We start from the raw sequence: 25916 nt of genomic DNA on the forward strand, positions 1-25916 counted from the left end.
CAATAGCTTACGGAAGCGTCGCCGCGCATCAAGCTGCCCTCACGCGACGTTTTGTGGTCGGCCGGACTGCTGCGCGATTTCTTGCACTCTCTATATCCTCCTTCCATTCGATATGGTGCTTTGGATCCGATGGTACAGGTCGATGATGTGCTCATCGCAGAATCGGATAGTTGAGCAAGCAAAACGGACGTTTAGCTTCCGCCCTTAATAGACGTTCGACTACGACGATCCGCGTGGCCTTCGTTTCTTTGGCCGACCGGAACGATGTAGACCCCGCACGTCCTGCTGTTGAAAGAGCTCCCCGCAGACGTCACGCAGCCATTGGCTTGCCGGGTCGTGATGGAAGCGGGCATGCCAATATTGCTTCACCGTAAAGCCGGCGATCGCCAGCGGGCACTCGAGCACGCGCAGTCCGTAATAATGAGCCAGCGTCTCGCCGATGTGCCTTGGAAGGGTGGCGATCAGGTCGGTCGTCCCGACGATTGCGGGTAACCCCAAAAAGCCCGGCAGCTCGAGCGCAACGTCAAGGACTATCCGCTGCTCCCGTAACGCGTCCGCGAGCAACTGATGTCCGGTGCCGGAGCGAATGAGAACGTGCGCCTCCCGCCTGAAATCCTTTGCGGTTATACGGTCGCGGATCCGAGCATGCTTGGCGTTCGCCAAGCAGACCCAATCCTGCGGAAAGAGCGCTTGCTGGAAGTGTCCGGCGTCGAGGTCCGAGATGTAGCCGAGCGCCAGATCGGCCTCGCCGGACTGCAGCATTCGTGGGGTGTCGGCACCGATCTGTGTGGCCTCGATACGCACGCCAGTGGCTACTCGGCGGACGTGAGCGAGAATGGACGGAAGCAGCGTGACGTGGCTTCCATCCGTCATGCAGATGGAAAAACGGCGCTTTGCAGTCGTCGGATCAAAGTCGGTGCGAAGGTCCGCCAGACGACGCAACATTTCTAACGCCTGCCTCGCCGTGCCGATGAGAGCCTCGGCGCGCGGCGTCGGCAACATTCCCTCCGCTGACCGGATGAAGAGCGGATCGTCGAGTTCCTGTCGCAGGCGTGCCAGCCAGATCGAAACGGTCGGCTGACTTTGACCGAGCTTCTCGGCTGCCTTCGTGACGCTGCCCGTGGTGAACAACGCGTCGAACAGCCTCAGCAGGCGCGGGTCCAGCAGGTGGGTCTCGGCGTGATCCTGATGCTTCATTGCGATTCACAATAATGGATATAGAGATCATAGCATATCCAAATATCGGCCGGCCTGCTATCTCGCTTCCAACGCCGAGAAAGGCGCGGGAGAAGCGTTCGGATGAGGATCTGCTTTATCGGAGCGGGGGCCTTGGGCTCGACCATCGGCGGCACGCTGGCGCGCGGCGGAGCCGAGGTCTGGCTGATTGATCCGTTTCAGGCTCACGTCGAGGCGATCAATGCTGGTGGTCTCCGGATGCTCGAAGGTGGTGCCGAGACCACCGTAAAGCTCTCTGCCTGCACTTCCGCGATCCAGGTCGGCGTAGTGGCGGACCTCGTCATCGTCCTCGTCAAATCCTACCACACGCGGGATGCCATCCGCGCGGCCGCGCCGATCATCGGGCCGCAGACGGTTGTGATGTCGCTTCAGAACGGTCTTGGTCACGAGGACATCCTGTCGGAGGAAGTTGGTCGTGACCGGGTCGTGGCAGGCAAGACCTACGTTGGTGGCGTGCTGCTTGGCCCTGGTCATGTTCGCTCTGGGGTCATCGGCAAGGAAACCATCATCGGCGAACTTGACGGACGCTTGACGGAACGCGCACACCGGATTTCCGAGACTTTCAATCGCGCCGGCGTTCTCACGCTGCTCAGCGACAACATCTTGGGCACGATGTGGGACAAGCTCTTTATCAACGTTGCCGGCGGCGGGGTTACCGCGATTACCGGGCTGACCTATGGCGGCCTCTATTCGCTACCGATCCTGGAAGATTGCGCGCTGGCCGCAATCTCGGAGGGCATCGCGGTCGCGCAAGCTGCCGGCGTCAAGATCTCGATTACCGACCCGCGGCGCGCCTGGACCATGGCATCGGCAGGCCTACCGCCCGAGTTCAAGACGTCGATGCTGCAGAGCTTGCAGTCCGGCAATCTGACCGAGGTCGACTACATTCACGGCTCCGTCGTGCGTTGGGGCGCGAAGCTCAACGTGCCGACCCCCGTCAACTCGACCCTCGTCGCGCTGGTCAAAGGGCTTGAGTACGCCCGCAGCGATTATCCGGGAAAGGCCTGAGACGATGTCGTTGCCCCGCTCTTACGTCGAACACGTCGCGATCCGCGTGCCGGATGTCGATCGTCACGTCGGCTTCTTTCGTGAGGTGCTTGGTCTCACTATTCGCGACGAGCAGCCCGCCGAAGGCGTGCGTCCGCGTCAGGTGTGGGTGCTCGGAAGCGTGCAACTCATCGAGGATCCGCATTTTGCCGGACCGGAGGGGCGCCTCGCCCATCTCGGCATCATGGTCGACGATTATGAAGGTGTGCTCGCCCGTGCTGCCGCGTGGGGTGCCAAAGCACTCCCAGCTGGGCCGAACTGGCTCGAGCTGCCGGGCGGCCTGAACGTCGAAATCTTGCAAGCCAGTGCGGGTGCCGTGGAAGCGGCGCTGGCGATCAATCCACGGGCCTAAGGAACATGCGACATGACGGATGAGCGCTACTGGGACGATGCCAAGGTCGGCGACGAATGCGTCACTCCCTCAGTGACGGTTACCGAAACGATGGTGAATGCCTACGCCGAGCTAACGGGCGATTTCACGCCGGTCCATGTCGACGAGGAATACGCCAAGACCACACCATTCGGTACGCGCGTCGCGCACGGGCTGTTTGGTCTGTCTTTGGCCGATGGTCTGAAGACCCGTGCCGCCTACCGCTTCCTTCCTGGAATGTCGCTGGGCTGGACATGGGATTTCAAGCTGCCGATCAAGCTCGGCGACACCGTGCATGTGAAGTTCCGCGTTGGTTCAATGCGCGCCACGAAGCGGGAAGGGTGGGGCATCGTGGTGCTCCCCTCCGAGCTGATCAATCAGCGCGGCGAGGTGGTGCAGCTAGGCGAGCATCGGCTGATGATCCCGATGCGCCCGAAGACCAGCGCCGCAGGAGAGCAGGCATGACCGCGCAAGATCTGCCGCTCAAAGGCATTCGCGTCATCGACTACAGCCATTTCCTGGCAGGCCCGTTCATGGGCCGTTGCCTCGCCGCGATGGGCGCTGAGGTCATCAAGGTGGAGCGTCCGAAGGCGGGCGATGCGGGCCGCGCCCATGGCTATTTCAAGGACGGACAATCCGGCTACTTCCTGCAGCAGAACATGGGCAAGCAGGGATTGTGCATCGACCTGCGCGATACGCGCGGTCTCCACATGATGATGAAGCTCATCGACACGGCCGATGTCTTCATCGAGAACTATCGCCCCGGCGCACTCGAGCGCCTCGGGCTCGGTTACAAGGCGCTGTCGGCGCGGAATCCCAGACTGATCTACTGCTCGGTCTCCGCCTATGGTCACACCGGTCCCTATGCCGACCGTCCGGGCTTCGGCCTGATCGCAGAGGCGATGTCGGGTGCCCTGGCGCAACTGGGCACTCCCGGTGAAGCTCCGCCGTTGCTGCGGATGCCGCTGGCCGACATGTATACCGGCATTCACGGCGTGGCCGCCATCAATGCCGCGCTGGTCGGCCGCGCGTCGTCCGGCCGCGGCCAGCATATCGATCTGGCGCTGTATGACTGCATGGTGTCGATGCACGACTATGCGGTCCAGCGTTACTTCCTCTCCGGCGGTACCGACCTGCCGAAGCAGACCGGCAGCGGGCAGCCGGACTCGACCGTTTACGGGGTCTTTCCGGCCAAGGACGGTAATCTTGTCATCGCCGCGCAAGTCGATGATGCGTGGCGGCGATTGGCGACGCTGATCGGGGGGAACGCGTTGGCATCCGACCCGCGCTTCGCCAAACCTGCTGCGCGCAACGCCCATTATGCCGAAGCCATGGAGATTGTGCGCAACTGGACGCTTTCGCAGCCGTCTCGGAATGCGTGTCTGGCAGCACTCGAGCAAGCAGGTGTGCCGTCCGCTCCCGTGCAGACCATCGGAGAAGTCGTAGAAGACCCGCAGATCCACGCGCGTGGCATGCTGGTCGAGCAGGAGCATCCAGTGCTCGGCAAGGTGACGTTGCCGAACCTGCCCTTCCGCTTCTCCGGCTGCGACACCACGATACGCACGCCGGCACCGCTGCTCGGCCAGGACAACCGCCGCATTGCCGCGTCGCTGGGACTGTCCGCCGAAGCCGTCGACGCGATGGTGCGCGACGGTGTGCTGTACAACGAAGTCGCAGTGCAGGAGTGAGCGATGAGCGATCGTTATGCGGTGATTGGCAATCCGATCGGCTTCAGCAAGTCACCTTTCATCCATGGCACTTTCGCAAAGATGACGGGGCAAGACCTCGTCTATGAGGCGATCGAGGGCCCCCTCAATGGCTTCAACGGACGCGTTGATCAATTCCGGACGGAGGGAGCCAAGGGGTTGAACATCACAGCCCCCTTCAAGCTCGATGCCTTCGCTTACGCAAACGAGCTTTCGGAGAGCGCCAAACGGGCAGGTGCAGCGAATTGCCTGAAATTCGATGGCGACCGGATCATTGCCGAGAATTTCGACGGGATCGGCCTGGTGCGTGACATCACTGTCAACCTCGGTGTCAAATTGGCCGGCCGGCGCGTCCTGATGCTCGGCGCCGGAGGAGCGGCGCGTGGTGCGCTGCTGCCCTTCCTGCGCCAGGAGCCATCCGAGCTGGTTCTCGTCAACCGGACGCTGGCGAAAGCTGTGGCATTGGCCGAAGAGTTTGCCGGCTGTGGTCCCTTGATGGTCAGCGGCTACGCCGAACTGGCCGATCTCGCCGAGGGTTACGACGTCGTGGTCAATGCGACATCGGCCAGCCTGCGCGGTGAAATGCCGCCGCTTCCAGGCAATGTCTTCCGCGGTGGAGCACTGGCGTACGAACTCGCCTACGGCAAAGGGCTCACTCCCTTTCTGCACACGGCCCGCGCCGAGGGCGTAGCCAAGCTCGCCGACGGCGTCGGCATGCTGGTCGAGCAGGCGGCGGAAGCTTTTGCCTGGTGGCGCGGCGTTCGACCGAGCACGGCTCAGGTCATCGCCGAACTGACCGTCCCATTGCGCTGACGGGCGATGCCGAACATGCAACCCAAGCCCAGCTTTCTCGTCGGCCTGATCGGCAGCGGCATTGCTGCGTCCCGCACCCCGCCCATGCACGAAGCGGCCGCCGACGTCGCCGGCATCCGCTATCTCTACAAGAAGATCGATCTGTTCGAGTTGAAGCTCGGTGCGGAGGCGTTGCCGGAATTGCTCACGGCCGCGAGGCGGATGGGCTTTGACGGGCTGAACGTGACCCATCCCTGCAAGCAGGCGATTATTCCACTCCTGGACGAGCTGTCGCCTGACGCGGAGGCGCTTGGTGCCGTGAACACCGTGGTCATCAGGAGCGGTCGAATGACCGGCCACAACACCGACTGGTTCGGCTTTGCCGAGAACTTCCGCCGCAACATGCAAGGTGTATCACTCGGTCGCGTCGTCCAATTCGGCGCGGGCGGCGCAGGATCGGCGGTTGCTTTCGCCCTCATGAAACTCGGCGTGCAGGAACTAACCATCATCGACGTCGACGTGGCCAAGGCGCGGAGTTTGGTGGACAGCTTGTCGCCCCGATTTGCAGAAGGGCGCTTGAGGGCCGGTCAGGATGTCGCAGCGGCCGCCGCTGCCGCCGACGGAATTGTCAACGCAACGCCGATCGGGATGGACAAGTATCCAGGGACGCCGCTCCCGACCGGCCTGCTGCGTCCCGATCTGTGGGTCGCGGAGATCGTCTACTTCCCGCTGGAAACCGCTCTGCTGCGCGCGGCGCGTACGCTCGGCTGCCGCACCGTCGATGGCGGCGGCATGGCGATCTTCCAGGGGACCGAAGCATTTCGCCTGTTCACGGGCATCTCACCTGATCCGGACGTTTTCTTCGCCACTTTTGCATCCCTGGGAGGGTGACGTCAGGCCGATGGGCGAGCGGCATGCACAACGCCCGAGAGGAAACGCAAGATGGGCTATACGCTCGATTTCTCGGTGGTTTGGCATGCGATGCCCGCGCTGCTGTGGGGCTGCGTGGGGACGTTGGGTCTGGCGCTTGCCGGCATGACTCTCGCGATGGTGATCGGTGTCGCCGGGGTTGCGGCACGCGATTCGAGGGCGGCCTGGTTGCGGGCCATCGTCATCGGCTTCGTCGAGATCGTGCGCAATACGCCCTTCCTGGTGCAGATCTTCTTTCTGTTCTTCGCTCTGCCGCTCGTCGGATTGAAGCTCAATCCGACCGCCACCGCCATCATCGCGCTCGGTGTCAACGGCGGCGCCTACGCCATCGAGATCATCCGCGGCGGGGTGCAGTCCATTCATAAAGGACAGGTGGAAGCCGGCTACGCGCTCGGACTGCACAAGGGGCAGGTGTTCCGCTTCATTGTGCTCAAGCCCGCGCTTCGTGCGATCTACCCCTCGCTGACGGGACAGTTCATCATGCTGACGCTGACCTCGTCGATCTGTTCGGCGGTATCGGCCTACGAATTGACATCGGTTGCGCAGCGCATCGAAAGCGACACGTTCCGCAGCTTCGAGGTCTACTTCTTCGTCACCTTCCTCTACCTCGCGATCTCCTGGCTGCTGATGCTGGGCTTCGCGGTGGTCTCTCACCGCTTCTTCTCATATCCGACACGCTGAGGGAGCGATCATGACACCGCATTTCGGTCTTCCTGAGTTCGGTTTCCTGCTGCGTGGTCTGCAGTGGACGATGCTGCTGACGCTGGTCGCGTTTGTGGGCGGCTGCACGGCGGGGCTGGCTGTAGCGTTGCTGCGCACCTGTGGTCATAAGGGCGTGGAATGGATCACCCGCATCTACATCGGGATGTTCCAGGGCACTCCGCTGCTGCTGCAGCTTTTCGTCGTGTATTACGGATTGGCGCTCACCGGGCTGAAACTCGACGCCTTCGTGGCGGTGGCGATCGGCTTCACCGTGAATGCCTCGGCCTTCCTTGGTGAGATCTGGCGCGGAGCGATACAGGCCGTGCCGCGTGGCCAGACCGAAGCCGCGATGGCGCTTGGACTGCACTATTCGTCTCGCATGCGCGACATCGTGCTGCCGCAGGCAATCCGCATCTCGCTGCCCGCGACCATCGGCTATCTCGTGCAGCTCATCAAGGGCACGTCGCTCGCCGCCATCGTTGGTTTCATCGAACTCGCCCGCGCCGGTCAGATCGTATCGAACCAGACCTTCCAGCCCTTGCTCGTCTTCGGCGTGGTCGGCGCGATGTACTTCGTCCTCTGCTGGCCACTGTCGTGGTGGGGCAGCCGGATGGAGGCCAGGCTCGCCCTGGCCAGTCAACGGTAGGAACGGCGCACCTGCTCAATCACAAACAGCCATCACCAGGAGGAGATACTCATGTTGTTTTCACCCAACCGTCGCCAGCTCGGCATCGCGCTGCTGGCATTGGCGGCTATCGCCATCGCAGGCAAATCGCAGGCCGGCACTCTGGAAGACGTGAAGAAGAAGGGCGTCGTCGTCATCGGCATTCAGGGCGACAATCCTCCCTGGGGCTATGTCGATAGCTCGGGAAAGCAGGATGGCATCGATGCCGACATGGGACGGGCCTTCGCTGAATATCTCGGCGTGAAGGCCGAGTTTGTTCCGCTGGCGGTGGCCAATCGTATTCCGGCGCTGACCACAGGCCGGGTCGACATTCTGTTCGCAACCATGGCCATGCTGCCCGAGCGTGCGAAGGCGGTGCAGTATTCCAAACCCTACGTCGCCAACGAGATTACACTGGTCGCAGCCCAGGCAACGCCGATCAATAGCAATGCCGACATGAGCAAATTCGTCATCGGCGTTCCCAGGTCCTCCACGCAGGATACTCAGGTGACCAACAACGCCCCGTCCGGGACCGAGATCCGCAGATTCGACGATGACGCCGCCACCATCCAGGCGCTGCTCTCTGGCCAAGTCCAGGCAGTCGGCGCGAATCTATTTTATCCGCAGCGCCTCAACGCCGCAAAGCCGGAACTGGGGTTCGAGCCCAAGCTTCACTTTACCGCTCTGTACAACGGCGCCTGCATGCGCCTCGGAGAGAAGGAGTGGAACGAGATGGCCAACAAGTTCATCGACCAGATCAAGTCGAACGGCAAGTTGGCCAGTTTCTACGCCAAATGGATGAAGGTCCCGGTCCCTGTCTTCCCGGACTCCGTCCCCGGCGTTCCCTTCACCGTCCAGTAGCCACCGCGAGCGGCCGACGCGATCCGCGTTGGCCGCCGCCCAACGGCGGAGACCAGCATGCAGGACCAGATCCTGATCGAAATGAATGGCGTGCAGAAGTGGTACGGCGGGTACCAAGCTCTCCGCGACGTCGATCTCATCGTGCGAAAAGGCGAGAAGATCGTACTCTGCGGTCCGTCCGGCTCAGGCAAGTCGACGCTGATCCGCTGCATCAACCGCCTCGAGGCGATCCAGCAGGGCAGTATCGCGGTGAACGGTCATCGGCTTGACGACAGCATCAAGGCTATTGATGTCGTACGTCAGGACGTCGGCATGGTCTTTCAAAGCTTCAATCTCTTTCCGCATATGACGGTCTTGCAGAACTGTATGCTCGCACCTATTCGCGCGCGCCGCATCAGCAAGTCCGAGGCGGAGGCGACAGCGCGAAAATACCTCGAGCGCGTGCGCATCGGTGATCAGGCCGAGAAGTATCCGGCCCAGCTTTCGGGCGGTCAGCAACAGCGCGTCGCGATCGCGCGCGCGCTCTGCATGCAGCCCAAGGTGATGCTGTTTGACGAACCGACCTCTGCTCTCGACCCTGAGATGGTCAAGGAAGTGCTCGATACGATGATCGGCCTCGCCAACGACGGCATGACCATGATTTGCGTCACCCATGAGATGGGCTTTGCCCGCCAGGTTGCCGACCGGGTCATCTTCATGGCTGAAGGGCAGATCATCGAAGAAGGCACGCCCGACGCTTTCTTCCGCAATCCACGGCATGCCCGCACCAGGCAGTTCCTCGGCGAAATCCTCGCCCATCACTGAACGGAGTTCTTCTCTCATGAGTCGCCTTGTCTATGTCCTCAACGGGCCAAATCTAAACCTGCTCGGCAAGCGCCAGCCCCACATCTACGGTCACGAGACGCTTGCGGATGTGGAGCGCGATTGCCGGACGCTGGCCGGGGAGCTCGCACTGGAGCTACGCTTTCACCAATCGAACAGGGAATACGAGCTGATCGACTGGATCCACGAGGCACGCGAGACGGCTGCCGGGATCGTGATGAATCCCGCCGCTTTCACCCATACGTCGGTCGCCATTCTCGACGCTTTGAATACATTCGAGGGGGCAGTGATCGAGGTGCACATCTCCAACGTTCACAAGCGCGAGGAATTCCGCCACCACTCGTTTGTCTCCAAACGCGCTGACGGGGTCATCGCAGGCTTCGGCACCCAGGGCTATCTGCTCGGATTGCGTCGCGTGGCCCGGCTGCTTGATGAGAAGAAGGGATAGCATTGCATGAGTTCACCGGTCCGCCTGTCGGTGATGGGAGTGGGTCTCATCGGCAAGCGACATATCGAGCACATTCTCGCGCGGCCGGAGGCGGTGCTGTCGTCGATCGTCGATCCGATGCCGGCGGCCCGAGAGTTGGCGGCTTCGCTGAAGGTGGACTGGTTTCCGTCCTTTCAGGACATGCTCTCCGGAAATCGGCCGGAGGGGGTGGTTGTCGCCACCCCCAACCAGATGCACGTGGCCAACGGCATGGATTGTATCGCAGCTCGCATCCCAGCGCTCATCGAGAAGCCGTTAGCGGATGACGTCGTCGCTGCACAGGTCGAAGCCTCCGAACGAGCGGGCGTGCCGCTGCTCACCGGCCATCATCGCCGCCACACCCCGATGATCCAGCGCGCCAAGGCGGAGATCGACAGCGGCCGGCTCGGGCAGATCGTGTCGGTGCATGGCATGTTCTGGCTGATCAAGCCGGACGATTATTTCGATGTGGCCTGGCGCCGCGAAAAAGGCGCGGGGCCTGTTTTTCTGAATCTCATCCATGATGTCGATCTGTTGCGGTACCTGTGTGGGGACATCGTCGCGGTACAGGCCGCCCAATCCAATCGGCTGCGTGGAAACACGGTTGAAGAGACAGCGGTGATCATCCTGCGCTTCGTCTCCGGCGCGCTGGGAACGGTCAACGTGTCCGATACCATCCAGTCGCCTTGGAGCTGGGAATTCACTGCTGGTGAGAACCCGGCGTACAGTCATACGCAGGAGACTTGTTACCAGATCGGCGGTACGAGGGCATCGCTGTCTATTTCACAACTCGATCTTTGGCATCATCCGAGCAAGGCCAGCTGGTGGGCGCCGATCGAGCGCGAGCGGCTGAGCTACGAGAAGGAAGACCCGCTCGCCTGCAGATCGCCAATTTCTGTGGGGTTATCCGCGGTACGGCCGCGCCCGTGGTGAGCGGGCGCGAAGGGCTGAAAACCCTTGGAGTGATCGACGCAATCAAGCGCGCAGCGGAAACCGGAGGACGCGTGTCGTTTTGATAGCAGCACAGGCATCAACGCCGGGGTGTCGAGGTTATAGCGCCAGAAACGACGACATTTGGCGGACTATCAAGGCGCCGCTAATGGCAAGCGCAACGAGCCCACTATGATCGTGCGACGAATGCCCAAGTTCGGCCGGTTAAACCCAGTGGTGCGACCAGTAAGTCATTGATTATTCTCAACCCGTCGCTGACTCTTAATCAGCGGGTCCCAGGTTCGAGCCCTGGTGCGCCCACCATCCCAAAGCCCTGCTGATGCAGGGTTTTTCATTTAAAGCCGTAGCACCAAACGCGTCCCGTGCGGCTTTTTGTGGTCGGACGTGGCCCACCGGCCCTTGTGTTGATCATTGTGGTCGTTCTGTCTCCATTATCACGCGAGCCAGCTCCGACGGACTCTCAACAGCTGAGAAGTGGCCCGTATTCTTGAGCGTCACCAGCTGCGAGGCAGGAATCAGCGATCGTGTGCGTTCGCGTTCAGCGGGGCGAGACCAATCGCTGTCGCCATAAATAAGCGTCACAGGCGCCGAGATTTGCCGATAATAATCGCGTGCCTTGCTCCAGGATCGCCAGCCCGCCAGCACCTTGCGTGCGGCCCGCTTGTATCCTGGTCGGCGGGCGACTTCACCGAACTCAGCAAGCAAATCGGCCGGCAGCTTGCGCGGGTCGTGATATCCGCCGCCCATGATCTTGCCGAGGATCATCTTGTTTTCGAGCGATGCATTTACCGCGCCGAGCAGCGGGATCTGCAAACTGCCGATGATGAAATTCGCCAGCCAGTTGCCGCGTCGGATGCCGTCCCCGTAGCGGGTCTCGTAGTCGTAGGCGTTGATCGCGTACACGCGCTTGATGCGCTGTGGAAGCGCCGCCGCCACCGTCAGGGCCAAAGCCCCGCCAATGGACTCGCCGACGATCGTGAGGTCCGAGAGATCGAGCTCCTCGATGAAGCGAATGACGGCCCGCCTGAAGTAGGGTTCGTCGAAGCTCGCGCTTGGATCTATCGGTGAGTGTCCGTGGCCTGGCAGGTCAACGGTGTACACCGTGTGCGATCCGGCGAGGAGGGGCGCAAGACTGCGGAAATATTCGAGCTGCGTCCGGATCGTATGGATGAGGAGCAGCGGAGGCCCGCCGCCGATCTTTTGAAAGCGCACACTTAGCGTGTCCGATAATTTGAGCAAACTTGGTTTGACTTCACTCGTGCCAAGCATTCGATCTCTCTATTGTTCGAGGGGCGATCTCTCAGGCGGCAGCGGCGTCGCGAACCTGTTCGACCGCCGCATCGAGAAGGGCCTGAGCCAGATCGGGGTCGTTGACGACGCGCGATAGCGTCACCGCGCCGATCATCGTCGCCAGAATGGCCATGGCCTTGCCACGGGCCTCCTCGCCGCGGGTCTCGGCGAGGAAGCGGCCGAGGACTTCGAGATGCGCCTTGATCCCCGTTTCGAATGCCGCTTTCACGCCGGGCCCCTGTCTGGCGGCATCTGAGCCGAGCGCCACGATCGGGCAGCCGTCCATCCTTTCTCCGCGATGGTCGGCACTGAGGTAGAACGCGATCACCGCGCCAAGGGGATCATCAGGATTCTGCTCAGCCGCGTCCGACCATCGGAGGGAGGCGCTCTCCAACGCCCGGTTGGACGCCTCTACCGCCAAATCCTCTTTTGACGCGAACTGCTTGTAGAAGGCGCCTTGGGTTAGCCCGGCGGCCTCCATCAGATCCTTCAGACCGATGCCGTCAAAGCCCCGCTCCCGGAAAAGGCGACTTGCCACATTGATCACGTTTTGGCGGTTTTCCGCGGCCTGAACGCGACTGACGCGCATCGTGGATCTCCATCTTAGATTTCGTTTAACCTCTATATGCAAGATAGAGGCTGAACGCAATCTATCAAGAGGTCGCTTGTGTGGCGAAAGCTCCCACGCCGAAATGGCGGTTTCCCCTCTTTGATCACGGTCCCGTGATCCTCGTTTTTTAGATTGTGATCGAAATCTATTTGGATTATAGAGGTTGAAGGCAATCTAAATGAAGGCAGGAGTTGGACATGAGAAAGAAGAGATTTGCGGTCTTGACCGGTGTCCTGCTCGCGGCGTCCGGGGTGGCCGCCGTCGCTACCTTTGTCATTCCCACCCAAAGGGCCTCTGCCCTGAGCGATCCGAGACAAGAACTACCGATCGTCAACCTGGTGACGGCGGCGCGAGTGGCCGGATCCGAACGCGGCTTCACCGGCGTTGTAGGGGCGAGGGTGGAAAGCAACCTCGGCTTTCGCGTCGCCGGCAAGATCGTCGAGCGGCTGGTGAATGTCGGCGAGCAGGTCAAAGCCGGGCAGCCGCTGATGCGGATCGACGAAACCGATCTCCGCCTTGCACTTGCGGCGAAGCGCAATGCCGTCGCCGCAGCACGCGCAACGGTCGTTCAGACGGATGCAGATGAACGTCGATATGCCAACCTGGTCAGCGACGGTTGGACTTCCAAGCAGCGGTACGAGCAGGCGAAGGCCGCGTCTGATACCGCCAAAGCGCAGCTTGCCGCGGCAGAAGCCGACGCCAGTGTCGCCGAGAACCAGGCAACCTATTCCGTGCTCGTGGCGGACGCGGACGGAACGGTCACTCAAACGCTCGGGGAGCCCGGCCAAGTGGTATCCGCCGGTCAGCCCGTGGTCAGGCTTGCTCAGGCCGGTGCCCGCGAAGCTGTGGTCGCGCTTCCCGAAACAATGCGGCCGGCGATCGGCTCGCTGGCCGAGGCGAGCCTGTATGGGAGCGATGGGCGCTTTGCTGCGCATCTCCGGCAGTTGTCGGATTCCGCCGATATCCAGACCCGTACCTACGAGGCCCGCTATGTGCTCGACGGTGAGGCCGCGGCGGCGCCACTTGGCGCGACTGTCACCATTCGGCTTGCAAGCCAAGAGACTCTGCCGGAAGTCCAGGTGCCGCTGGGAGCCGTGCTCGATGACGGCAGAAAGACCGGCGTTTGGGTGTTCGACAGCGGCACCTCGGCCGTCCGCTTTCAGCCGATCAAGCTTGTGCGCGTGACCAGTGAAACTGCCGTCGTCTCCGGGCTGAACTCAAATGATCGGGTTGTGTCGCTGGGCGCTCACCTCCTGCACGAAGGCGCTCGCGTCAGAACCGCCTCTCAAGATAGGAGCAACTGATGAGCTTCAACCTTTCCGCGATCGCAGTCCGCGAACGGGCCGTAACGCTGTTCTTCGTCATCCTGCTGGCGGCCGCGGGCGCCTACGCTTTCCTCAAGCTCGGACGGGCGGAGGATCCCTCTTTCACCATCAAGACCTTGACGGTCACGACGGTGTGGCCGGGTGCGACCGCGCGCGAGATGCAGGACCAGGTCGCCGAACCCCTGGAGAAGCGGATTCAGGAGCTGACCTGGTACGACCGGGTGGAGACGACCACGCGGCCGGGTTATGCCTACATGACCGTGACGCTGAAGGACAGCACGCCGCCATCGGTCGTGCAGGAAGAGTTCTACCAGGCCCGCAAGAAGCTCGGAGATGAAGCGCGCAAGCTGCCGTCTGGCGTGCTCGGCCCCTTCGTCAACGACGAATATTCGGATGTGAGCTTCGCCCTTTATGCCCTCAAGGCCAAGGGCATGCCGATGCGGGAGCTCGCCAGGCAGGCCGAGACCATTCGCCAGGATCTCCTGCACGTGCCCGGCGTCAAGAAGATCAACATCCTCGGTGAACGTCCCGAGCAGATATTTGTCGAATTTTCCTATCCCAAGCTGGCAACCCTCGGCGTATCGGCTACGGATATCGTCGCCGCCTTGCAGCGGCAGAACACGGTGACGCCGGCCGGCTCGATCGACACCAAGGGGCCGCAGGTCTTCATCCGGGTCGATGGCGCCTATGACAGCGTCCAGGCGATCGCCGACACGCCGATCGTCGCTGCCGGGCGAACGCTGAAGCTTTCCGACATCGCCGAAGTCCGTCGCGGTTACGAGGATCCTCCCACCTACCTCATCCGGCACCAGGGTGAGCCCACCATCATGCTCGCGGCGGTCATGCAGGAGGGCTGGAATGGTCTTGCGCTCGGCAAGGCGCTGGAGGAGAGGTCTGCAGCTATCGCTCGGACGCTGCCGCTTGGGATGTCTCTGGCCAAGGTCAGCGATCAGGCGGTCAACATCACCTCGGCGGTCGACGAATTCATGATGAAGTTCGCGATGGCGCTCGGCGTGGTGCTGCTGGTGAGCCTGCTCAGCCTCGGCTGGCGCGTCGGCATCGTGGTCGCGGCTGCCGTTCCTCTGACGCTTGCCGTCGTGTTCCTCATCATGCTCGAGACCGGCCGGTTCTTCGACCGCATCACACTCGGCGCTCTCATTCTGGCGCTTGGCCTTCTCGTCGACGACGCCATCATCGCCATCGAGGTGATGGTGGTGAAAATGGAAGAGGGCATGGACCGCATATCAGCGGCGGCCTATGCGTGGAGCCACACTGCGGCGCCCATGCTGTCGGGAACACTCGTCACGATCGCAGGCTTCCTGCCGGTGGGCTTCGCCCGCTCGACGGCCGGCGAATACGCCGGCAACATCTTCTGGGTCGTGGGGTTCGCCCTCATCGTCTCCTGGATCGTCGCGGTGGTCTTCACGCCCTATCTGGGCGTCAAGATGCTGCCCGCGATCAAACCGATCGAAGGCGGTCACCACGCGATTTACGGTACGCCGAACTATCGGCGCCTGCGCGCGCTCATTACCTTCGCAGTGCGCCACAAGTTCGTAACCAGTGGCATCGTCGCCGTCGCTTTTGCGCTGTCGGTCGTCGGCATGGGTGGCGTCAAGCAACAGTTCTTCCCGACCTCCGACCGTCCCGAAGTTCTGGTGGAGGTTCGCCTGCCGGAAGGCACCAGCATTGAGACGACGACCGCCGCCGCCGAGAAGCTCGAGCGGTGGCTGCACGATCAGCCCGAGGCCAAGATCGTCACGAGCTATGTCGGTCAGGGCGCTCCCCGCTTCTTCTTCGCGATGGCGCCGGAACTGCCTGACCCGGCCTTCGCCAAGATCGTCGTGCTGACGCCGGATGCGGAAGCGCGCGAAGATCTGAAGCACCGGCTCCGACAGGCGGTGTCCCAGGGGCTCGCACCCGAGGCCAATGTGCGTGTCACGCAGCTTGTGTTCGGACCCTACACGCCGTTCCCGGTCGAGTTTCGGGTCATGGGGCCCGATCCGGCGGAATTGTACACCATCTCTGAAAAAGCACTCGGTATCATGCGTGGCGTTCCCGATGTGCGCCAGGCGAACCGCGATTGGGGTGATCGCACGCCCGTGCTCCGCTTCATCCCGGATCAGGATCGACTGAACCTCATCGGCCTTTCGCCATCGGAGGTGGGCCGGCAACTCCAGTTCCTTCTCACCGGCATCACCGTTACGCAGGTCCGCGAGGACATTCGCAATGTCCCCATCGTGGCGCGCAGCGCCGGTGGCGAGCGGCTGGATCCGTCGCGTCTGGCCGATTTCTCGTTGATGAGCAGGGACGGCCGCGCGGTTCCGCTGGACCAGGTCGGCCATTCGGAAGTCCAACTCGAAGAGCCGATTCTGAAACGTCGCGATCGCACCCCCGTCGTCACGGTCAGGTCGGATATCAATGAGGCGACCCAGCCTCCGGAGGTCTCCAAGGAGATCAAGACGGCTCTTCAACCGCTGATCGCGTCCCTGCCGGCCGGCTATCGTATCGAATTGGGCGGATCGATCGAGGAGGCAACCAAGGCCAACGATGCGTTGGCGACGATCTTTCCCGCCATGATTGCTGCGATGCTGATCGTCATCATGCTGCAGGTGCGATCCTTCTCGACGATGGCCATGGTGGTGTTGACGGGACCACTTGGCCTCGTCGGCGTCGTGCCGATGTTGCTGATCTTTCATCAACCGTTCGGGTTCAACGCCATTCTGGGCCTGATAGGATTGGCTGGCATCCTGATGCGCAACACGCTGATCCTGACCGAACAGATCAAGGAAAACCTTGCCGCCGGCCTTGATGACTATCACGCCGTCATCGAGGCCACGGTGCAACGCACGAGGCCCGTGATCCTGACCGCACTTGCTGCCGTGCTGGCCTTCATTCCCCTCACGCATTCGGTTTTCTGGGGATCGATGGCTTACACGCTGATCGGCGGCACGGCAGTCGGAACGGTGCTGATTCTATTGTTCCTTCCTGCGCTTTATGCCGCGTGGTTCCGGATCAAGCCGACTGCAGATGAGATCCATAAGGATTCTACTGACCAACCGGAATTGCGACCAGTAATGGCTGCCGAGTAGAGCGCGCTTGTACGAAGAGACGGCTCAAGCTCGTGCGATTCTCGTAACGGGTTGCGCCAGGCGCTGGTCGCAGCTCCGTCAAATCGCCCTTCATTGCGTTATCGGAACGTCGCGATGTGCTGCGAGCAAAAAAATCCCTGGGCTTTGCACATCGGGCTGAACCCGCGGACGAGGTACCTCCTAATGGTGTTCGCCGACCGGGGCACTGCGGCAAGACGACCTATTCCCGTGCTTTGTCGGCGGTCTCAAGGTGCAAGTCGCTGCGGAAGCGGGGCGTCAACGCCGAACGTCTTTGAAGTGATGCTATCAGCCATCGAGGCGTTGATGCGCGACCCTATTTGAGGCGGGATATGGTGTGATGGATGATCTCAAGCCTGCGCCGATCGAGCCGTCGTGGATCGTCGAAGGAAATCCAGAGGCTCGTTCGCGCCTTCTGTCGACGAGCGCATGTGGGACTGCCTGGACCATGATCTGGTCCTGCACCCAAGGTAAGTTCAACTGGCATTACGATTTCGACGAGACCGTCGTGATCCTCGAAGGATCAATCGTCCTGGAGATCGATGGTTTGCCGCCGAAGCGTTACGGAGCTAGTGACGTGATCTTGTTCCGCACCGGCACGCAGGCCAGGTGGCATGTCGAAGATCGTGTGAAAAAGGTCGCCTTCTGCCGACTGGATAATCCGGTCCCGCTCGGCTTCGCCATCCGTGCTGCCAACAAGCTCAGGTCACTGATCAAGGGCCAGCCTCGATCATCCCTACTTACTTGAGCGGTCGCAGAGTCGTTGTCGGCGATATCGAGGGAACGAAGTCGCTCACCATCAATCCGATTCCAGGGAGCCGAAATCCCTGTCAATCGGCGCCAAATAGTCTGCGTGCAGAGTGATCGGAACTTTTGACCCGTCCAAGACCACGCGGACGCTTTTCGGGTAGTATCCACCGCCGATCACCGTGCCGGTCTTTCCGGCCAAACGGGAACCGCCGGCAGGCGTGACTCGAATGCGCGAACCCGGCGGAAACCCGAGATTGGTCTGGGCTGATCCCGGCATGGCTCCCTCACCGTAAATTAAGGCCGTGCGCGACCCCGCAATTTCAAATGAAATGCTCGTTGACAGGTTCTCGCATCGCAGCTCTCACCGAAGATTGCTGTCCGATGCTTTCAGACGCCCCGCGGGGATGACGCCGGCTCACGGTTTGACGTAGGTCCAGCCCATCTCCTGCAATTCCATCACGCGCACGACGCCCGATTTCACGATCTCGGCCTGACGAACGATCGGTATGTCCTTGTTCTCGGCCTTCTTCATTTTCTCCTGGGTGTTGCCGCAGGCCTTGAACGAAACCTCGGGCGTGCTCAGGGCCATTTCCTCGATGCGCGTCTTTACCGGAGATGTATCTTCGCGCAGCATGTGCAGGCCTGGTCCAAATGTGACGACCTCGATCTTCACCTTTTCGCCGGCGTCCTTGTAGTATTGCGCCACATTGGTTGCGTTGTTGAGGGCGAGATTCATTGCCGGGGGATCGTTGGTATTCACCTGCAGAATCAAATGATGTTCTCTCGCCTTGGGTGTCGCCGCCCCCTCCATATGGGCAACCGCGGACCGTTTCCGTGTCACCGCCGTCCGCTTCGCTGCATGGTCTCTCACATGCGTTGCCCTTTGCTGAACGGGTTGCGCGTCTGCCGGCGTCCAGTATCTTCCGCCCTGTTCAGCGCTCGCAAACGATGCGGAAACCAGAACGGCAATGGCTGCCATCGCGAACGCTTCGGCAATATGTTGGAACCTGATCATTATCCACCTCCATCGAAGAAATTCATAAGCCCACCATCAATGATTGGGCGTCGCAATCGCGCGCGGCCATTTGCACGCCTCTGCCATCTTCGTGCGTGCCGCGTCGAGCCCGGCGAGGGAGAACGTTCCGTCATGGGCGGCGCCGCCCCGTGGCGAGAGCAGGACGACAAGGTCTCCACTGTCCGGAAGCGACTGCAGCAAGCGAACAACGTCCCCCGTGAACGCAATGCCAGGCCCGGACGCGGGGCTGGCTGCCGCGACTTGCACGGCCGGGTTATCGTTGATGCGATAGGAAATTGCACCGTCGCCGCCTCCGCGGGAGATGCCGGGTCCCGTGAGCACCAATTCGGTCCGGCCGCCGCGACAGCGAATCGACAATTGCATCGCGGTCTCGGCGGTCCCGCTGCGTGACGATGTCATAGCAGTCGCGATCGGAGAGTAGTCTATCGGCGAGGTCGTCTGGCTGACGATCCATTCATCTTTGGAGGACTGGCGATGTTGGGGTGCGACGGCGCGCGTCAATTTGTCCAGGCACTCGGGGCGCTCCGTGTGTGGCCTTTGAAGGCAGGAGCGCAACTCTGTCATCGCATCCTGGGCCGACGCTGTGCCGACCGTAGCCCCGAGCGCAATGAGAAGCAGGATGGTGACACGGTTCATTGCAATGCTTGTGTTGCACGGTGCTGACGATCCAGCCAAGCCTGCGCCGCAGGGACGCGCGCGAGACCCGGAACTGTCGCAGCGAGGTTGATGGATTTCCATTTCGGGTCGAAGCCGGGCGCCTGCAGTCTGTCGATCCGTGAGAACAGATGATCGACGAAGCGTGAGACACGCTCGGAGCGATTCGATTTGGTCGGCCAATTGAAGGCGACCAGGGCAGTCGGCACCGCGACCGTCGAGACCCGCTCGCCCGGCTTGATCAGATTGGGATAGTCGGCTTCACCGAGGGCGGCGGGAAGGTAGTAGTCCTCGAACCTGCCGTCGTAGGGGAGGGGCAGGAATTTGAAGCCCGACTCCCAGCGGCCCCGCACGAAGGCATCCACCGGCTTCGATGTAATGAAGACAACGGCTGCCATCTCGCCCTTGCGCATCTGCTCGAGCGCGACCTGGTGCGGAATGAACGTTTTTTCCACTTCGAGATTGAGGCGGCTAAAGATCAGCGGCCCCGAATAAGCCGCGGCAGTGCCCTGCGTATTGAAGTTCACCTTCTTGCCGGCGAGATCGCTCAAGCTCTGGATCTCCGGCCGAACGAAAATGTGCAGCTCCGACGGGAACAGATTCAGGACATACGCAATTCGTCGCTGGATGTCCGGCACCTGGCTCTTGTATTCCTCGAGCGCGTCGGAATTGATGATTGCCGCGTCGATGCCGCGCAAATAGAGCAGGGAGTTCACGTTTTCAGTGGCTCCGCGAGTGACGACCGGCAGAACGTGCAGGTTATCCCCGTCGTCGACCACACGTGCGATCTCCGCCGCCAGGCGGATCGGTGCACCCTCGAGCAAGCCTCCGGCCAGGCCGATCGTCCAGGCATTCATAGAGATCGCCTCAGGCCTTGGCTGCGGCGGTGGTTCGGGCCGTGCCAGGCGAACCTTGTGCGGCCGAGTATTTTGCGGCCGGGCATCCGCCCACGACTGGAAGGTCAAAAGAAATGGTACGAATGCCGCGAGCAAGAGCAGCCGATGCAATCCAGCAAGCCTTTTCATCGACCAACGTCCTCCATACATGCTCATGCGCGCCGGCGCTTTCGAATCTCGATCGCGCGTGGCCGTCTGGAAATTGGCCGCACCGGACCGCGCTATCGACCCAGCGCTTCGAATCGCGCCTTCGCCTCCTTGATTCCTCCGGCGTCGGCCCGCGCATAGAGATCCCGCGCCTTGGTCGCGTCCCCATGAGTTCCATACGTTCCATAGCTTGGAAGGATCAGCGGATCGTAGGTTTCCGCGAGCACGAATATGGCCTGCGCGTTGCCCGTTCCGGCGACGTGCTCCAGCACGATCCGCGCCCCGCCGATGTCTCCCTGCTCAAGCAGCAGGCTTGCACGTGCTAACAGCCTCGCTACTTGCGCCGCTTCGTCGGGATTGACCCGGGCCTCCACTGCGTCGCGCGGCGTTGTGGTCTGATCGTGGACTGGCCCGTCCCGCATGGGCATTTCATGGACGAGCTCGCTTTTGAGTTGTTGCGTTGGCGCTCCGGTTGCCTCCCCACGCATATCCGTTCCGCTCGTCGCCGGCAGCGACGCGGCGGAGGGATATCTCGCCGCGAACGCGCCGTTGTCGAGGCGCGCCAATGCGATCTCCGTTTCCAGTTCCTGGACCCGCTCGCGCTCACGCTGCAACGTGTGGCGCAGCTCGGCCAAGTCTCGCTCGCGGGCCTGCTTGACCCGCAGGACATCCTCGCCCGCCTTGGATGCTCGCTCGGTCTGCGCGTCAAGTTCGCTGGTTGCTTTCGCAAGATCCCGTGCCAGCTGCTCGGCCCGATCGTGCTCCGGTTGCTGCGACTGCCCCGATGAGGCGGTGCCGCTCTCCTGCGCTTGCTTAAGCTGTGCCGCTTTCTCGCTGGCGGCAGCTTGGGCTTCGTATGCGTAGATCTTGCTGCGTGCGATCGAAAGATCCTGCGCCAGCGCTTCAGCTCTTTCATGCTCCTTCTGAACCGACCGTGTCCGCTCCGCGGCGGCCGTTTTTGCCGCCTGTGTCAGCCCGGCGACTTCATCGCTCGCTTTTGCCGCCCGCGCCGTCTGCGCATCGAGATCGCGTTGCGCCGCCGCCAGGGCCCGCTCGAGCTGGTCGGCTCGGTCGTGCTCCTGCGCGAGACCTTGCAGCAGCTCGATATCGTGCTTTGCACTGCCGAGCTCGCATGACAGCGCTTCGGGCTTGCGCGGTTCCGGCTCCAGAGACTGCTGCGGCTTTCTGCTGTCAATCTCGGTCGCTTGCGCAAGTCGAATTGAGTTGTCCTTGCTGTGGCGATACGGCGGCAGCGCACTGAATGTGTTGCAACCCTCCAGCCGGTGAGGGGCAGGGCAGCTGGAGACATTCGCCAGTCGTGCATCCACGCCGTATCGCGCTGGATCGGCGGACACCGTCGCGCCCGGCATTGACGCCATCACGAGTACCGCCGTCGCCAGCCGTGGAATCGTCGACCGTTTCCGCATGGGCAGACGTCGTTCCATCTCCGGCGCGCGACGCGGCGTGTCTGCGACGTCGCCGTCGGCCAAAGGAAGAATAACCGTGCGCCTCATTTGCAATCGTCCGTGGCACGATGAGCGATTGAGTGCAGATGCCTGATTATGCGCGCTGCCCGTCCGCGTTCCTATAATCCGCATGGAGGAGCCTTGCTTACCCCTTTTTGCTGCTCGGAAGGGGTACCTCCAGGGATGCCCACAAAGGGTCGTTGTGTCGGTGATCACCAGAGGCCACGATGGCGGCGTTGTCGTTCTGGTTGCTCACGTTTTCACCTAGTAGCGGGGGCAGGACGGAATTGCCGCCATTGAAATCGAGACCATTCGCCATGGACGCCAAAGGCAATTCAGAGCCTGCTGTTCGACGGCCCAACATGTCTCTCCGCAGAGGAAGAAAAAACCTGCTGCTGCTCCTCGGAGCGGTCTCCGGGGTCGCCCTGGGGGTGGGAACGGTCAAGAATTGGGAAGCGATCGAGGTTGCCTCCGCAGGCCTCGCGCAGTCGCTTTCCGCTGCAGGCGGCGCGCCGGGAACCCAGTCGGTTCACGCTGCGGCTGAATCTGCCGTCGTGTTCGGATCCCAGATGCTGCCCGCAACGACGATCGACACCAGCGCAACTCCCGCTGCCTCTACCATCACTGGGCCTCCGAAAATGGTCGGGACGCAGGTGGACACGCCGCCGGCAGGCCTGTTCGTCGTCGGGGACCGGCTCAAGCTGGCGTTCTACGAGCAGGTGGATGTCGAGGAGGACAAATGGGGGCGCCCATCGTCCGTGTCGGCTCTGCGCGGCATCCTCCAGCGTCCGGAACTGAGCGGTGAATATGTGGTCCAGGCGGACGGCACGATTTCCGTGCCGTTGCTTGGTCTCATTTCGGTCGTCAACCGGTCAGCGCAACGGGCGCAAGACGCCCTGGCGGAGAGCTTCGAGCAACTGCTGGGTCGCAGGGGAATGGTCACCATCCTGTCGGTAGAGCGTTCTCCTATTTACGTGCTGGGGCCGGTCAAGAACGCCGGCTCGTTCAAATACGTGTCGGGCATGACGGTCCTGCATGCGATCGCGTTGGCCGGTGGGCTCGACCGCGGCACTAACGACCCTTGGCAGAAGATCGAAGCCGTGCGGGAAATCCAGAAGCGCAGCGGCGCCGCTGATGCCATGCTGAAATTGTTGGCGCGCGCGGCGGTGCTTAAGGCCGAGCGCGACGGGACCGACACCAAGATCCCGCCCCGGCTGCTGGAACTGGTCGGTTCGACCGAGGCCGCCAATATCGTCAACGAGCAGAGCGACCGACGCAAGGCCGTTGCCACGGCCCGCAAGAATCGTGAGCACGCCATCCTGACTGCATTGGATTCGGCCAAACAGGATGTTGCGGTTTATGGGCGCATGGAGGCGCTCGATGAACTCGTCAAATTGCGACAGGATCGCGTGAACAGCATGCGCGCACTCGTCGACCGTAATGTTCTCAGTATGACGGTGCTCAACCAGGTGCAGACCGAGTTGACCGACGCGGAGCAGCGCCGGAGGGATGCGCTCAATCAGTACGGGATGGCCAAGCAGCGCCTTGTTTCCATGGAGGCCGAGGCGATGAAGGTGCAGGCCGATGTCAAGAGCGAGTTGGAGACCGAGATCGAGATGGTCGAGCGTCAGATCTCGGACAATGAGCGCGAGTTCAACATCAGCGAAGGGGTCCTGGGCACGTTGCCGGCGACACGCGCCCAGTTCGCGAAGGAAGCGAACCGCGTAACCTACGAGATCGTGCGACAAACGGCGACCGGGCCGGTCGTCATCGTGGCGAGCGGGACGAGCGTGTTAGTGCCTGGCGATCTCGTTAACATCATCACGGGTGAAACCGAGAAGGCGCAGGCCGGTGGGGCGGTCTCGGCCGCGAAGGAGGACAGATCGACAGCGGAGCGCGTCGACCACTCGGAGACGACGACGGGACGCGCCGTTGCGGAGCAGAGGACTGGCCCGAAGTGACGACCGTCCAGGATATTCGTGAGCAAGGGATGGCTTCTATGGATAGGTTCGTCGGAACGAAGCAGGAGGGGGACGCTCTTCAGGGCCGGGGCGTGCTCCAGTCGACGGACGAGTGGGAAGCACGTAACGGCCAGCTTGCGGGTAGCTTTAGCGACCTGATCAATGAGCATGTCCGCTTTCGCACAGGCAACGCGCTGGACATTGGATGCCAAAACGGGGAACTTACCGACCGCTATGCCTCCGCGACCGCGCTGCATTGGCAAGGCATCGAACCGGACATCGGCCGCCCGACGCGATCCGCGGCAGGTCTGGAGATGCTCCCTGGCGTCGCTCACGCGCTGCCATTTGGCGATCAAAGCTTCGACTGCGTCACCTTGGCGAATGTGTTCGAGCATCTCGAGCCGGCCTTGCACAACGCGAGCATGGCCGAGATCTACCGGGTCTTGGCTCCGGGCGGAATCCTGGTCGGGCAAATTCCCAATCCATACTTCCCGATCGAATCTCACAGTCGTCTGCCGTTCTTTGGCTTCGTGCCATACAGGCTCCAGCCGCTGTACTGGAAGCTGACGCCGACGGGGTGGGACTTCGAGAAGGCGCACTTCTTTATCGTCACCATCCGGCATGTGAAGAAAGCCGCCGCCGCGACAGGCCTTTCGGTCGTGCTCACCAAGAATTTCAACTATCGGCCCGAGGCTATTCCCAAAGCATTGCGCTTGGCTGCTCGGCTTCACAGCCATCTGGGCATTGTGCCTTGGGCATGGCAATTCGTCTTCCGGAGATTGCCGGCGGGGCGTACTGCAAAGCAAGAGAAGGGCAGCCGCACGCTCGCAAACCAGCAGATCACTCCGTAGTGAGGGAGCCGGCGGTTTCGAGCCGCGGTGGTCGATTGTATGCTGCATTTTGAGTCATGGTTGGGCGTGTCCCCCGTTCGCCAACGTCAATGGGGGCATAGACGAGAGGTGGCGCCGGCGAGGAACATCGACGGTTTGCCCGAGCCTGGACCTTCCGGGCCCTCAACTGCAAACGGACCTCTCCAGCCGGGCGCTACGATTTCAGACCGCAAAGACGATAGATTGGAATTCGGAGCGCCCATGGCGGTCATGCTGAAGCCAGACTACAGGGCAATCCAGCGCCGCTGGAACGACACCCGATCTCCCGATCGCCTGATTGCTCACTATGAACTCGAGCGTCGGCTCGCGGACCGCCTGCGATCCGCCGCCCGCGACGAGCGTTGTCGACTCTATGCCGAGGTCTATTCGGAGCTGTTCAACAGTCTGCCGGACCATCCCCAACAAAGAGGGGGCGGCAGCTCGCGGCTCGAACGGGTTGTGAGACAAGTCAGGCTCCTCAAGCCTCTGATCGCACACGGTGGCGTGTACTTGGAGATCGGCGCCGGCGACGCCCTGCTGCCCTACGCGCTGTCAAGAAACGCCCGTGAGGTGCTCGGTCTCGACGTCACGGACGCTCTTGTGAACTTCACCACGGCTCCGGCCAATTTCCGATTTTTGAAGACGGACGGGATCGACATTCCGCTCGCGGACAACTCCGTCGATCTGGCCAATTCAGATCAGCTCATGGAGCACCTCCACGTCGACGACGCCAGAGACCAACTCCGGGAGATCCATCGGGTGTTGAGGCCGGGCGGGCATTATGTATGCACGACGCCGAGTGTCGTCACGGGCCCGCATGACATATCGGCTGTTGTCGACGATGTGGCGACCGGAATGCACATGCGCGAGTATGACTATCGCTCCCTCCGCGCCTTGATTCTCATGGCGGGCTTCCGCCGGGTCAAGTTCCCCCTGGTCATCGCTGGATATCGGCTCGCGACGCCACCTTATTGGCTGTTGCGCGGCATCGAACGGGCCCTGGGACGGCTCCCGGTGCATATGCGACGCAATCAATTGGTTGGCGTCTTGATGGGCATCACGGCAATAGCAACGAAATGACTGCGCCGCGTTCTGTCGAACACCAACCGTTCGAAGGATCATCGCACATTCAGGCCTGCTCGACTGCAAGGCGGTCGCCGCGGCGATAGAAAGTGCAGAAGCACGAACTGGCGGAGTAGCCCTTAAGAAAAGAGGCGGGTCGCCTGCACTTCGATATAGTCTGCACGTTCCGCGGGAA

Annotated in this window: 25 protein-coding genes and 1 pseudogene; 18 read left to right on the forward strand and 8 right to left on the reverse strand. The window is 61.8% G+C overall.

Annotation, left to right across the window (positions count from 1 at the left end):
- Nucleotides 1-219: 219 nt before the first annotated feature.
- Complete coding sequence (locus tag RAD15_RS21755) at nucleotides 220-1197, reverse strand: LysR family transcriptional regulator (RefSeq protein WP_458180222.1); 978 nt, start codon at nucleotides 1195-1197, stop codon at nucleotides 220-222.
- A gap of 102 nt (nucleotides 1198-1299) precedes the next feature.
- Between RAD15_RS21755 and RAD15_RS21760 the strand changes: the two genes are divergently transcribed.
- From RAD15_RS21760 to RAD15_RS21815, 12 genes and pseudogenes are all read left to right on the forward strand, one after another.
- Nucleotides 1300-2244, forward strand: coding sequence for a ketopantoate reductase family protein (locus RAD15_RS21760; protein ID WP_458180223.1), 945 nt, complete (start codon nucleotides 1300-1302; stop codon nucleotides 2242-2244).
- Nucleotides 2245-2248: 4 nt separating this feature from the next.
- Entirely contained in the window at nucleotides 2249-2635 is a 387-nt protein-coding gene (locus RAD15_RS21765; protein ID WP_458180224.1) for a VOC family protein, read from the forward strand.
- A 12-nt stretch (nucleotides 2636-2647) separates the two neighbouring features.
- Nucleotides 2648-3118, forward strand: coding sequence for a MaoC family dehydratase (locus RAD15_RS21770; RefSeq protein ID WP_458180225.1), 471 nt, complete (start codon nucleotides 2648-2650; stop codon nucleotides 3116-3118).
- Complete coding sequence (locus RAD15_RS21775) at nucleotides 3115-4341, forward strand: CaiB/BaiF CoA transferase family protein (RefSeq protein WP_458180227.1); 1227 nt, start codon at nucleotides 3115-3117, stop codon at nucleotides 4339-4341. The genes RAD15_RS21770 and RAD15_RS21775 overlap by 4 nt, the downstream gene beginning before the upstream one ends.
- A gap of 3 nt (nucleotides 4342-4344) precedes the next feature.
- Nucleotides 4345-5172 carry a shikimate dehydrogenase gene (gene aroE, locus RAD15_RS21780; protein ID WP_458180228.1) on the forward strand — a complete coding sequence of 276 codons (828 nt, stop codon included), beginning with the start codon at nucleotides 4345-4347 and terminating at the stop codon, nucleotides 5170-5172.
- Nucleotides 5173-5187: 15 nt separating this feature from the next.
- Nucleotides 5188-6042, forward strand: coding sequence for a shikimate dehydrogenase (locus tag RAD15_RS21785; RefSeq protein WP_458180229.1), 855 nt, complete (start codon nucleotides 5188-5190; stop codon nucleotides 6040-6042).
- A 51-nt stretch (nucleotides 6043-6093) separates the two neighbouring features.
- A complete protein-coding gene (locus RAD15_RS21790) occupies nucleotides 6094-6762 on the forward strand; it encodes an amino acid ABC transporter permease (RefSeq protein WP_458180230.1) in 669 nt (222 codons plus the stop codon).
- Between the two features lie 10 nt (nucleotides 6763-6772).
- Nucleotides 6773-7429: an amino acid ABC transporter permease gene (locus tag RAD15_RS21795; protein ID WP_458180232.1), complete on the forward strand. Its 657-nt coding sequence runs from the start codon at nucleotides 6773-6775 to the stop codon at nucleotides 7427-7429.
- Between the two features lie 51 nt (nucleotides 7430-7480).
- Nucleotides 7481-8308 (forward strand): transporter substrate-binding domain-containing protein, encoded by an 828-nt coding sequence (locus RAD15_RS21800; RefSeq protein WP_458180233.1) that lies wholly within the window; start codon nucleotides 7481-7483, stop codon nucleotides 8306-8308.
- Between the two features lie 57 nt (nucleotides 8309-8365).
- Entirely contained in the window at nucleotides 8366-9112 is a 747-nt protein-coding gene (locus RAD15_RS21805; protein ID WP_458180234.1) for an amino acid ABC transporter ATP-binding protein, read from the forward strand.
- Nucleotides 9113-9128: 16 nt separating this feature from the next.
- Complete coding sequence (gene aroQ, locus RAD15_RS21810; RefSeq protein WP_458180235.1) at nucleotides 9129-9578, forward strand: type II 3-dehydroquinate dehydratase; 450 nt, start codon at nucleotides 9129-9131, stop codon at nucleotides 9576-9578.
- Nucleotides 9579-9584: 6 nt separating this feature from the next.
- Nucleotides 9585-10612, forward strand: a pseudogene (locus RAD15_RS21815) (Gfo/Idh/MocA family protein).
- A gap of 343 nt (nucleotides 10613-10955) precedes the next feature.
- Here RAD15_RS21815 and RAD15_RS21820 read toward each other — a convergent pair.
- Both RAD15_RS21820 and RAD15_RS21825 read right to left on the reverse strand, forming a co-directional pair.
- Entirely contained in the window at nucleotides 10956-11816 is an 861-nt protein-coding gene (locus tag RAD15_RS21820) for an alpha/beta fold hydrolase (protein WP_458180236.1), read from the reverse strand.
- Between the two features lie 31 nt (nucleotides 11817-11847).
- Nucleotides 11848-12426, reverse strand: coding sequence for a TetR/AcrR family transcriptional regulator (locus RAD15_RS21825; protein ID WP_458180237.1), 579 nt, complete (start codon nucleotides 12424-12426; stop codon nucleotides 11848-11850).
- A gap of 218 nt (nucleotides 12427-12644) precedes the next feature.
- On the opposite strand from RAD15_RS21825, the gene RAD15_RS21830 reads away from it, so the two are divergent.
- The 3 genes from RAD15_RS21830 to RAD15_RS21840 all read left to right on the forward strand — a co-directional run bounded on the left by RAD15_RS21830 (nucleotide 12645) and on the right by RAD15_RS21840 (nucleotide 17627).
- Entirely contained in the window at nucleotides 12645-13751 is a 1107-nt protein-coding gene (locus RAD15_RS21830; protein ID WP_458180238.1) for an efflux RND transporter periplasmic adaptor subunit, read from the forward strand.
- Nucleotides 13751-16861: an efflux RND transporter permease subunit gene (locus tag RAD15_RS21835; RefSeq protein ID WP_458180239.1), complete on the forward strand. Its 3111-nt coding sequence runs from the start codon at nucleotides 13751-13753 to the stop codon at nucleotides 16859-16861. Before RAD15_RS21830 ends, RAD15_RS21835 begins: the two co-directional genes overlap by 1 nt.
- A gap of 358 nt (nucleotides 16862-17219) precedes the next feature.
- On the forward strand, nucleotides 17220-17627 hold the full coding sequence (locus tag RAD15_RS21840; RefSeq protein ID WP_458180240.1) for a cupin domain-containing protein: 408 nt from the start codon (nucleotides 17220-17222) through the stop codon (nucleotides 17625-17627).
- 51 nt (nucleotides 17628-17678) lie between these two features.
- On the opposite strand, the gene RAD15_RS21845 is transcribed toward RAD15_RS21840, so the two are convergent.
- The 5 genes from RAD15_RS21845 to RAD15_RS21865 form a co-directional block, all read right to left on the reverse strand.
- A complete protein-coding gene (locus tag RAD15_RS21845; RefSeq protein ID WP_458180241.1) occupies nucleotides 17679-17906 on the reverse strand; it encodes a hypothetical protein in 228 nt (75 codons plus the stop codon).
- 138 nt (nucleotides 17907-18044) lie between these two features.
- Nucleotides 18045-18644, reverse strand: coding sequence for a DsrE family protein (locus RAD15_RS21850; protein ID WP_458180243.1), 600 nt, complete (start codon nucleotides 18642-18644; stop codon nucleotides 18045-18047).
- Nucleotides 18645-18680: 36 nt separating this feature from the next.
- Nucleotides 18681-19301: a hypothetical protein gene (locus RAD15_RS21855; protein ID WP_458180244.1), complete on the reverse strand. Its 621-nt coding sequence runs from the start codon at nucleotides 19299-19301 to the stop codon at nucleotides 18681-18683.
- Nucleotides 19298-20344 carry a TAXI family TRAP transporter solute-binding subunit gene (locus RAD15_RS21860; RefSeq protein ID WP_458180245.1) on the reverse strand — a complete coding sequence of 349 codons (1047 nt, stop codon included), beginning with the start codon at nucleotides 20342-20344 and terminating at the stop codon, nucleotides 19298-19300. The genes RAD15_RS21855 and RAD15_RS21860 overlap by 4 nt, the downstream gene beginning before the upstream one ends.
- Before the next feature lie 92 nt (nucleotides 20345-20436).
- Nucleotides 20437-21876, reverse strand: coding sequence for a hypothetical protein (locus RAD15_RS21865; protein ID WP_458180246.1), 1440 nt, complete (start codon nucleotides 21874-21876; stop codon nucleotides 20437-20439).
- Nucleotides 21877-22145: 269 nt separating this feature from the next.
- Between RAD15_RS21865 and RAD15_RS21870 the strand changes: the two genes are divergently transcribed.
- From RAD15_RS21870 to RAD15_RS21880, 3 genes are all read left to right on the forward strand, one after another.
- Entirely contained in the window at nucleotides 22146-23789 is a 1644-nt protein-coding gene (locus RAD15_RS21870) for a polysaccharide biosynthesis/export family protein (protein ID WP_458180247.1), read from the forward strand.
- A complete protein-coding gene (locus RAD15_RS21875; RefSeq protein WP_458180248.1) occupies nucleotides 23786-24640 on the forward strand; it encodes a methyltransferase domain-containing protein in 855 nt (284 codons plus the stop codon). Before RAD15_RS21870 ends, RAD15_RS21875 begins: the two co-directional genes overlap by 4 nt.
- A 240-nt stretch (nucleotides 24641-24880) precedes the next feature.
- Nucleotides 24881-25738: a class I SAM-dependent methyltransferase gene (locus RAD15_RS21880; protein WP_458180250.1), complete on the forward strand. Its 858-nt coding sequence runs from the start codon at nucleotides 24881-24883 to the stop codon at nucleotides 25736-25738.
- Nucleotides 25739-25916: the final 178 nt, after the last annotated feature.

It is taken from the genome of Bradyrhizobium sp. 14AA, from assembly GCF_054185205.1.

Bases quoted from the DNA above. Each gene is read 5' to 3' on its own strand.
- RAD15_RS21755 (WP_458180222.1), bottom strand. From the start codon at position 1,197: ATGAAGCATCAGGATCACGCCGAGACCCACCTGCTGGACCCGCGCCTG.
- RAD15_RS21855 (WP_458180244.1), bottom strand. From the start codon at position 19,301: ATGAACCGTGTCACCATCCTGCTTCTCATTGCGCTCGGGGCTACGGTC.
- RAD15_RS21775 (WP_458180227.1), top strand. From the start codon at position 3,115: ATGACCGCGCAAGATCTGCCGCTCAAAGGCATTCGCGTCATCGACTAC.
- RAD15_RS21865 (WP_458180246.1), bottom strand. From the start codon at position 21,876: ATGAGGCGCACGGTTATTCTTCCTTTGGCCGACGGCGACGTCGCAGAC.
- RAD15_RS21850 (WP_458180243.1), bottom strand. From the start codon at position 18,644: ATGATCAGGTTCCAACATATTGCCGAAGCGTTCGCGATGGCAGCCATT.
- RAD15_RS21820 (WP_458180236.1), bottom strand. From the start codon at position 11,816: ATGCTTGGCACGAGTGAAGTCAAACCAAGTTTGCTCAAATTATCGGAC.
- RAD15_RS21805 (WP_458180234.1), top strand. From the start codon at position 8,366: ATGCAGGACCAGATCCTGATCGAAATGAATGGCGTGCAGAAGTGGTAC.
- RAD15_RS21785 (WP_458180229.1), top strand. From the start codon at position 5,188: ATGCAACCCAAGCCCAGCTTTCTCGTCGGCCTGATCGGCAGCGGCATT.
- aroE (WP_458180228.1), top strand. From the start codon at position 4,345: ATGAGCGATCGTTATGCGGTGATTGGCAATCCGATCGGCTTCAGCAAG.
- RAD15_RS21800 (WP_458180233.1), top strand. From the start codon at position 7,481: ATGTTGTTTTCACCCAACCGTCGCCAGCTCGGCATCGCGCTGCTGGCA.
- RAD15_RS21860 (WP_458180245.1), bottom strand. From the start codon at position 20,344: ATGAAAAGGCTTGCTGGATTGCATCGGCTGCTCTTGCTCGCGGCATTC.
- RAD15_RS21870 (WP_458180247.1), top strand. From the start codon at position 22,146: ATGGACGCCAAAGGCAATTCAGAGCCTGCTGTTCGACGGCCCAACATG.
- RAD15_RS21770 (WP_458180225.1), top strand. From the start codon at position 2,648: ATGACGGATGAGCGCTACTGGGACGATGCCAAGGTCGGCGACGAATGC.
- RAD15_RS21835 (WP_458180239.1), top strand. From the start codon at position 13,751: ATGAGCTTCAACCTTTCCGCGATCGCAGTCCGCGAACGGGCCGTAACG.
- RAD15_RS21765 (WP_458180224.1), top strand. From the start codon at position 2,249: ATGTCGTTGCCCCGCTCTTACGTCGAACACGTCGCGATCCGCGTGCCG.
- RAD15_RS21840 (WP_458180240.1), top strand. From the start codon at position 17,220: ATGGATGATCTCAAGCCTGCGCCGATCGAGCCGTCGTGGATCGTCGAA.
- RAD15_RS21880 (WP_458180250.1), top strand. From the start codon at position 24,881: ATGGCGGTCATGCTGAAGCCAGACTACAGGGCAATCCAGCGCCGCTGG.
- aroQ (WP_458180235.1), top strand. From the start codon at position 9,129: ATGAGTCGCCTTGTCTATGTCCTCAACGGGCCAAATCTAAACCTGCTC.
- RAD15_RS21845 (WP_458180241.1), bottom strand. From the start codon at position 17,906: ATGCCGGGATCAGCCCAGACCAATCTCGGGTTTCCGCCGGGTTCGCGC.
- RAD15_RS21795 (WP_458180232.1), top strand. From the start codon at position 6,773: ATGACACCGCATTTCGGTCTTCCTGAGTTCGGTTTCCTGCTGCGTGGT.
- RAD15_RS21830 (WP_458180238.1), top strand. From the start codon at position 12,645: ATGAGAAAGAAGAGATTTGCGGTCTTGACCGGTGTCCTGCTCGCGGCG.
- RAD15_RS21825 (WP_458180237.1), bottom strand. From the start codon at position 12,426: ATGCGCGTCAGTCGCGTTCAGGCCGCGGAAAACCGCCAAAACGTGATC.
- RAD15_RS21760 (WP_458180223.1), top strand. From the start codon at position 1,300: ATGAGGATCTGCTTTATCGGAGCGGGGGCCTTGGGCTCGACCATCGGC.
- RAD15_RS21790 (WP_458180230.1), top strand. From the start codon at position 6,094: ATGGGCTATACGCTCGATTTCTCGGTGGTTTGGCATGCGATGCCCGCG.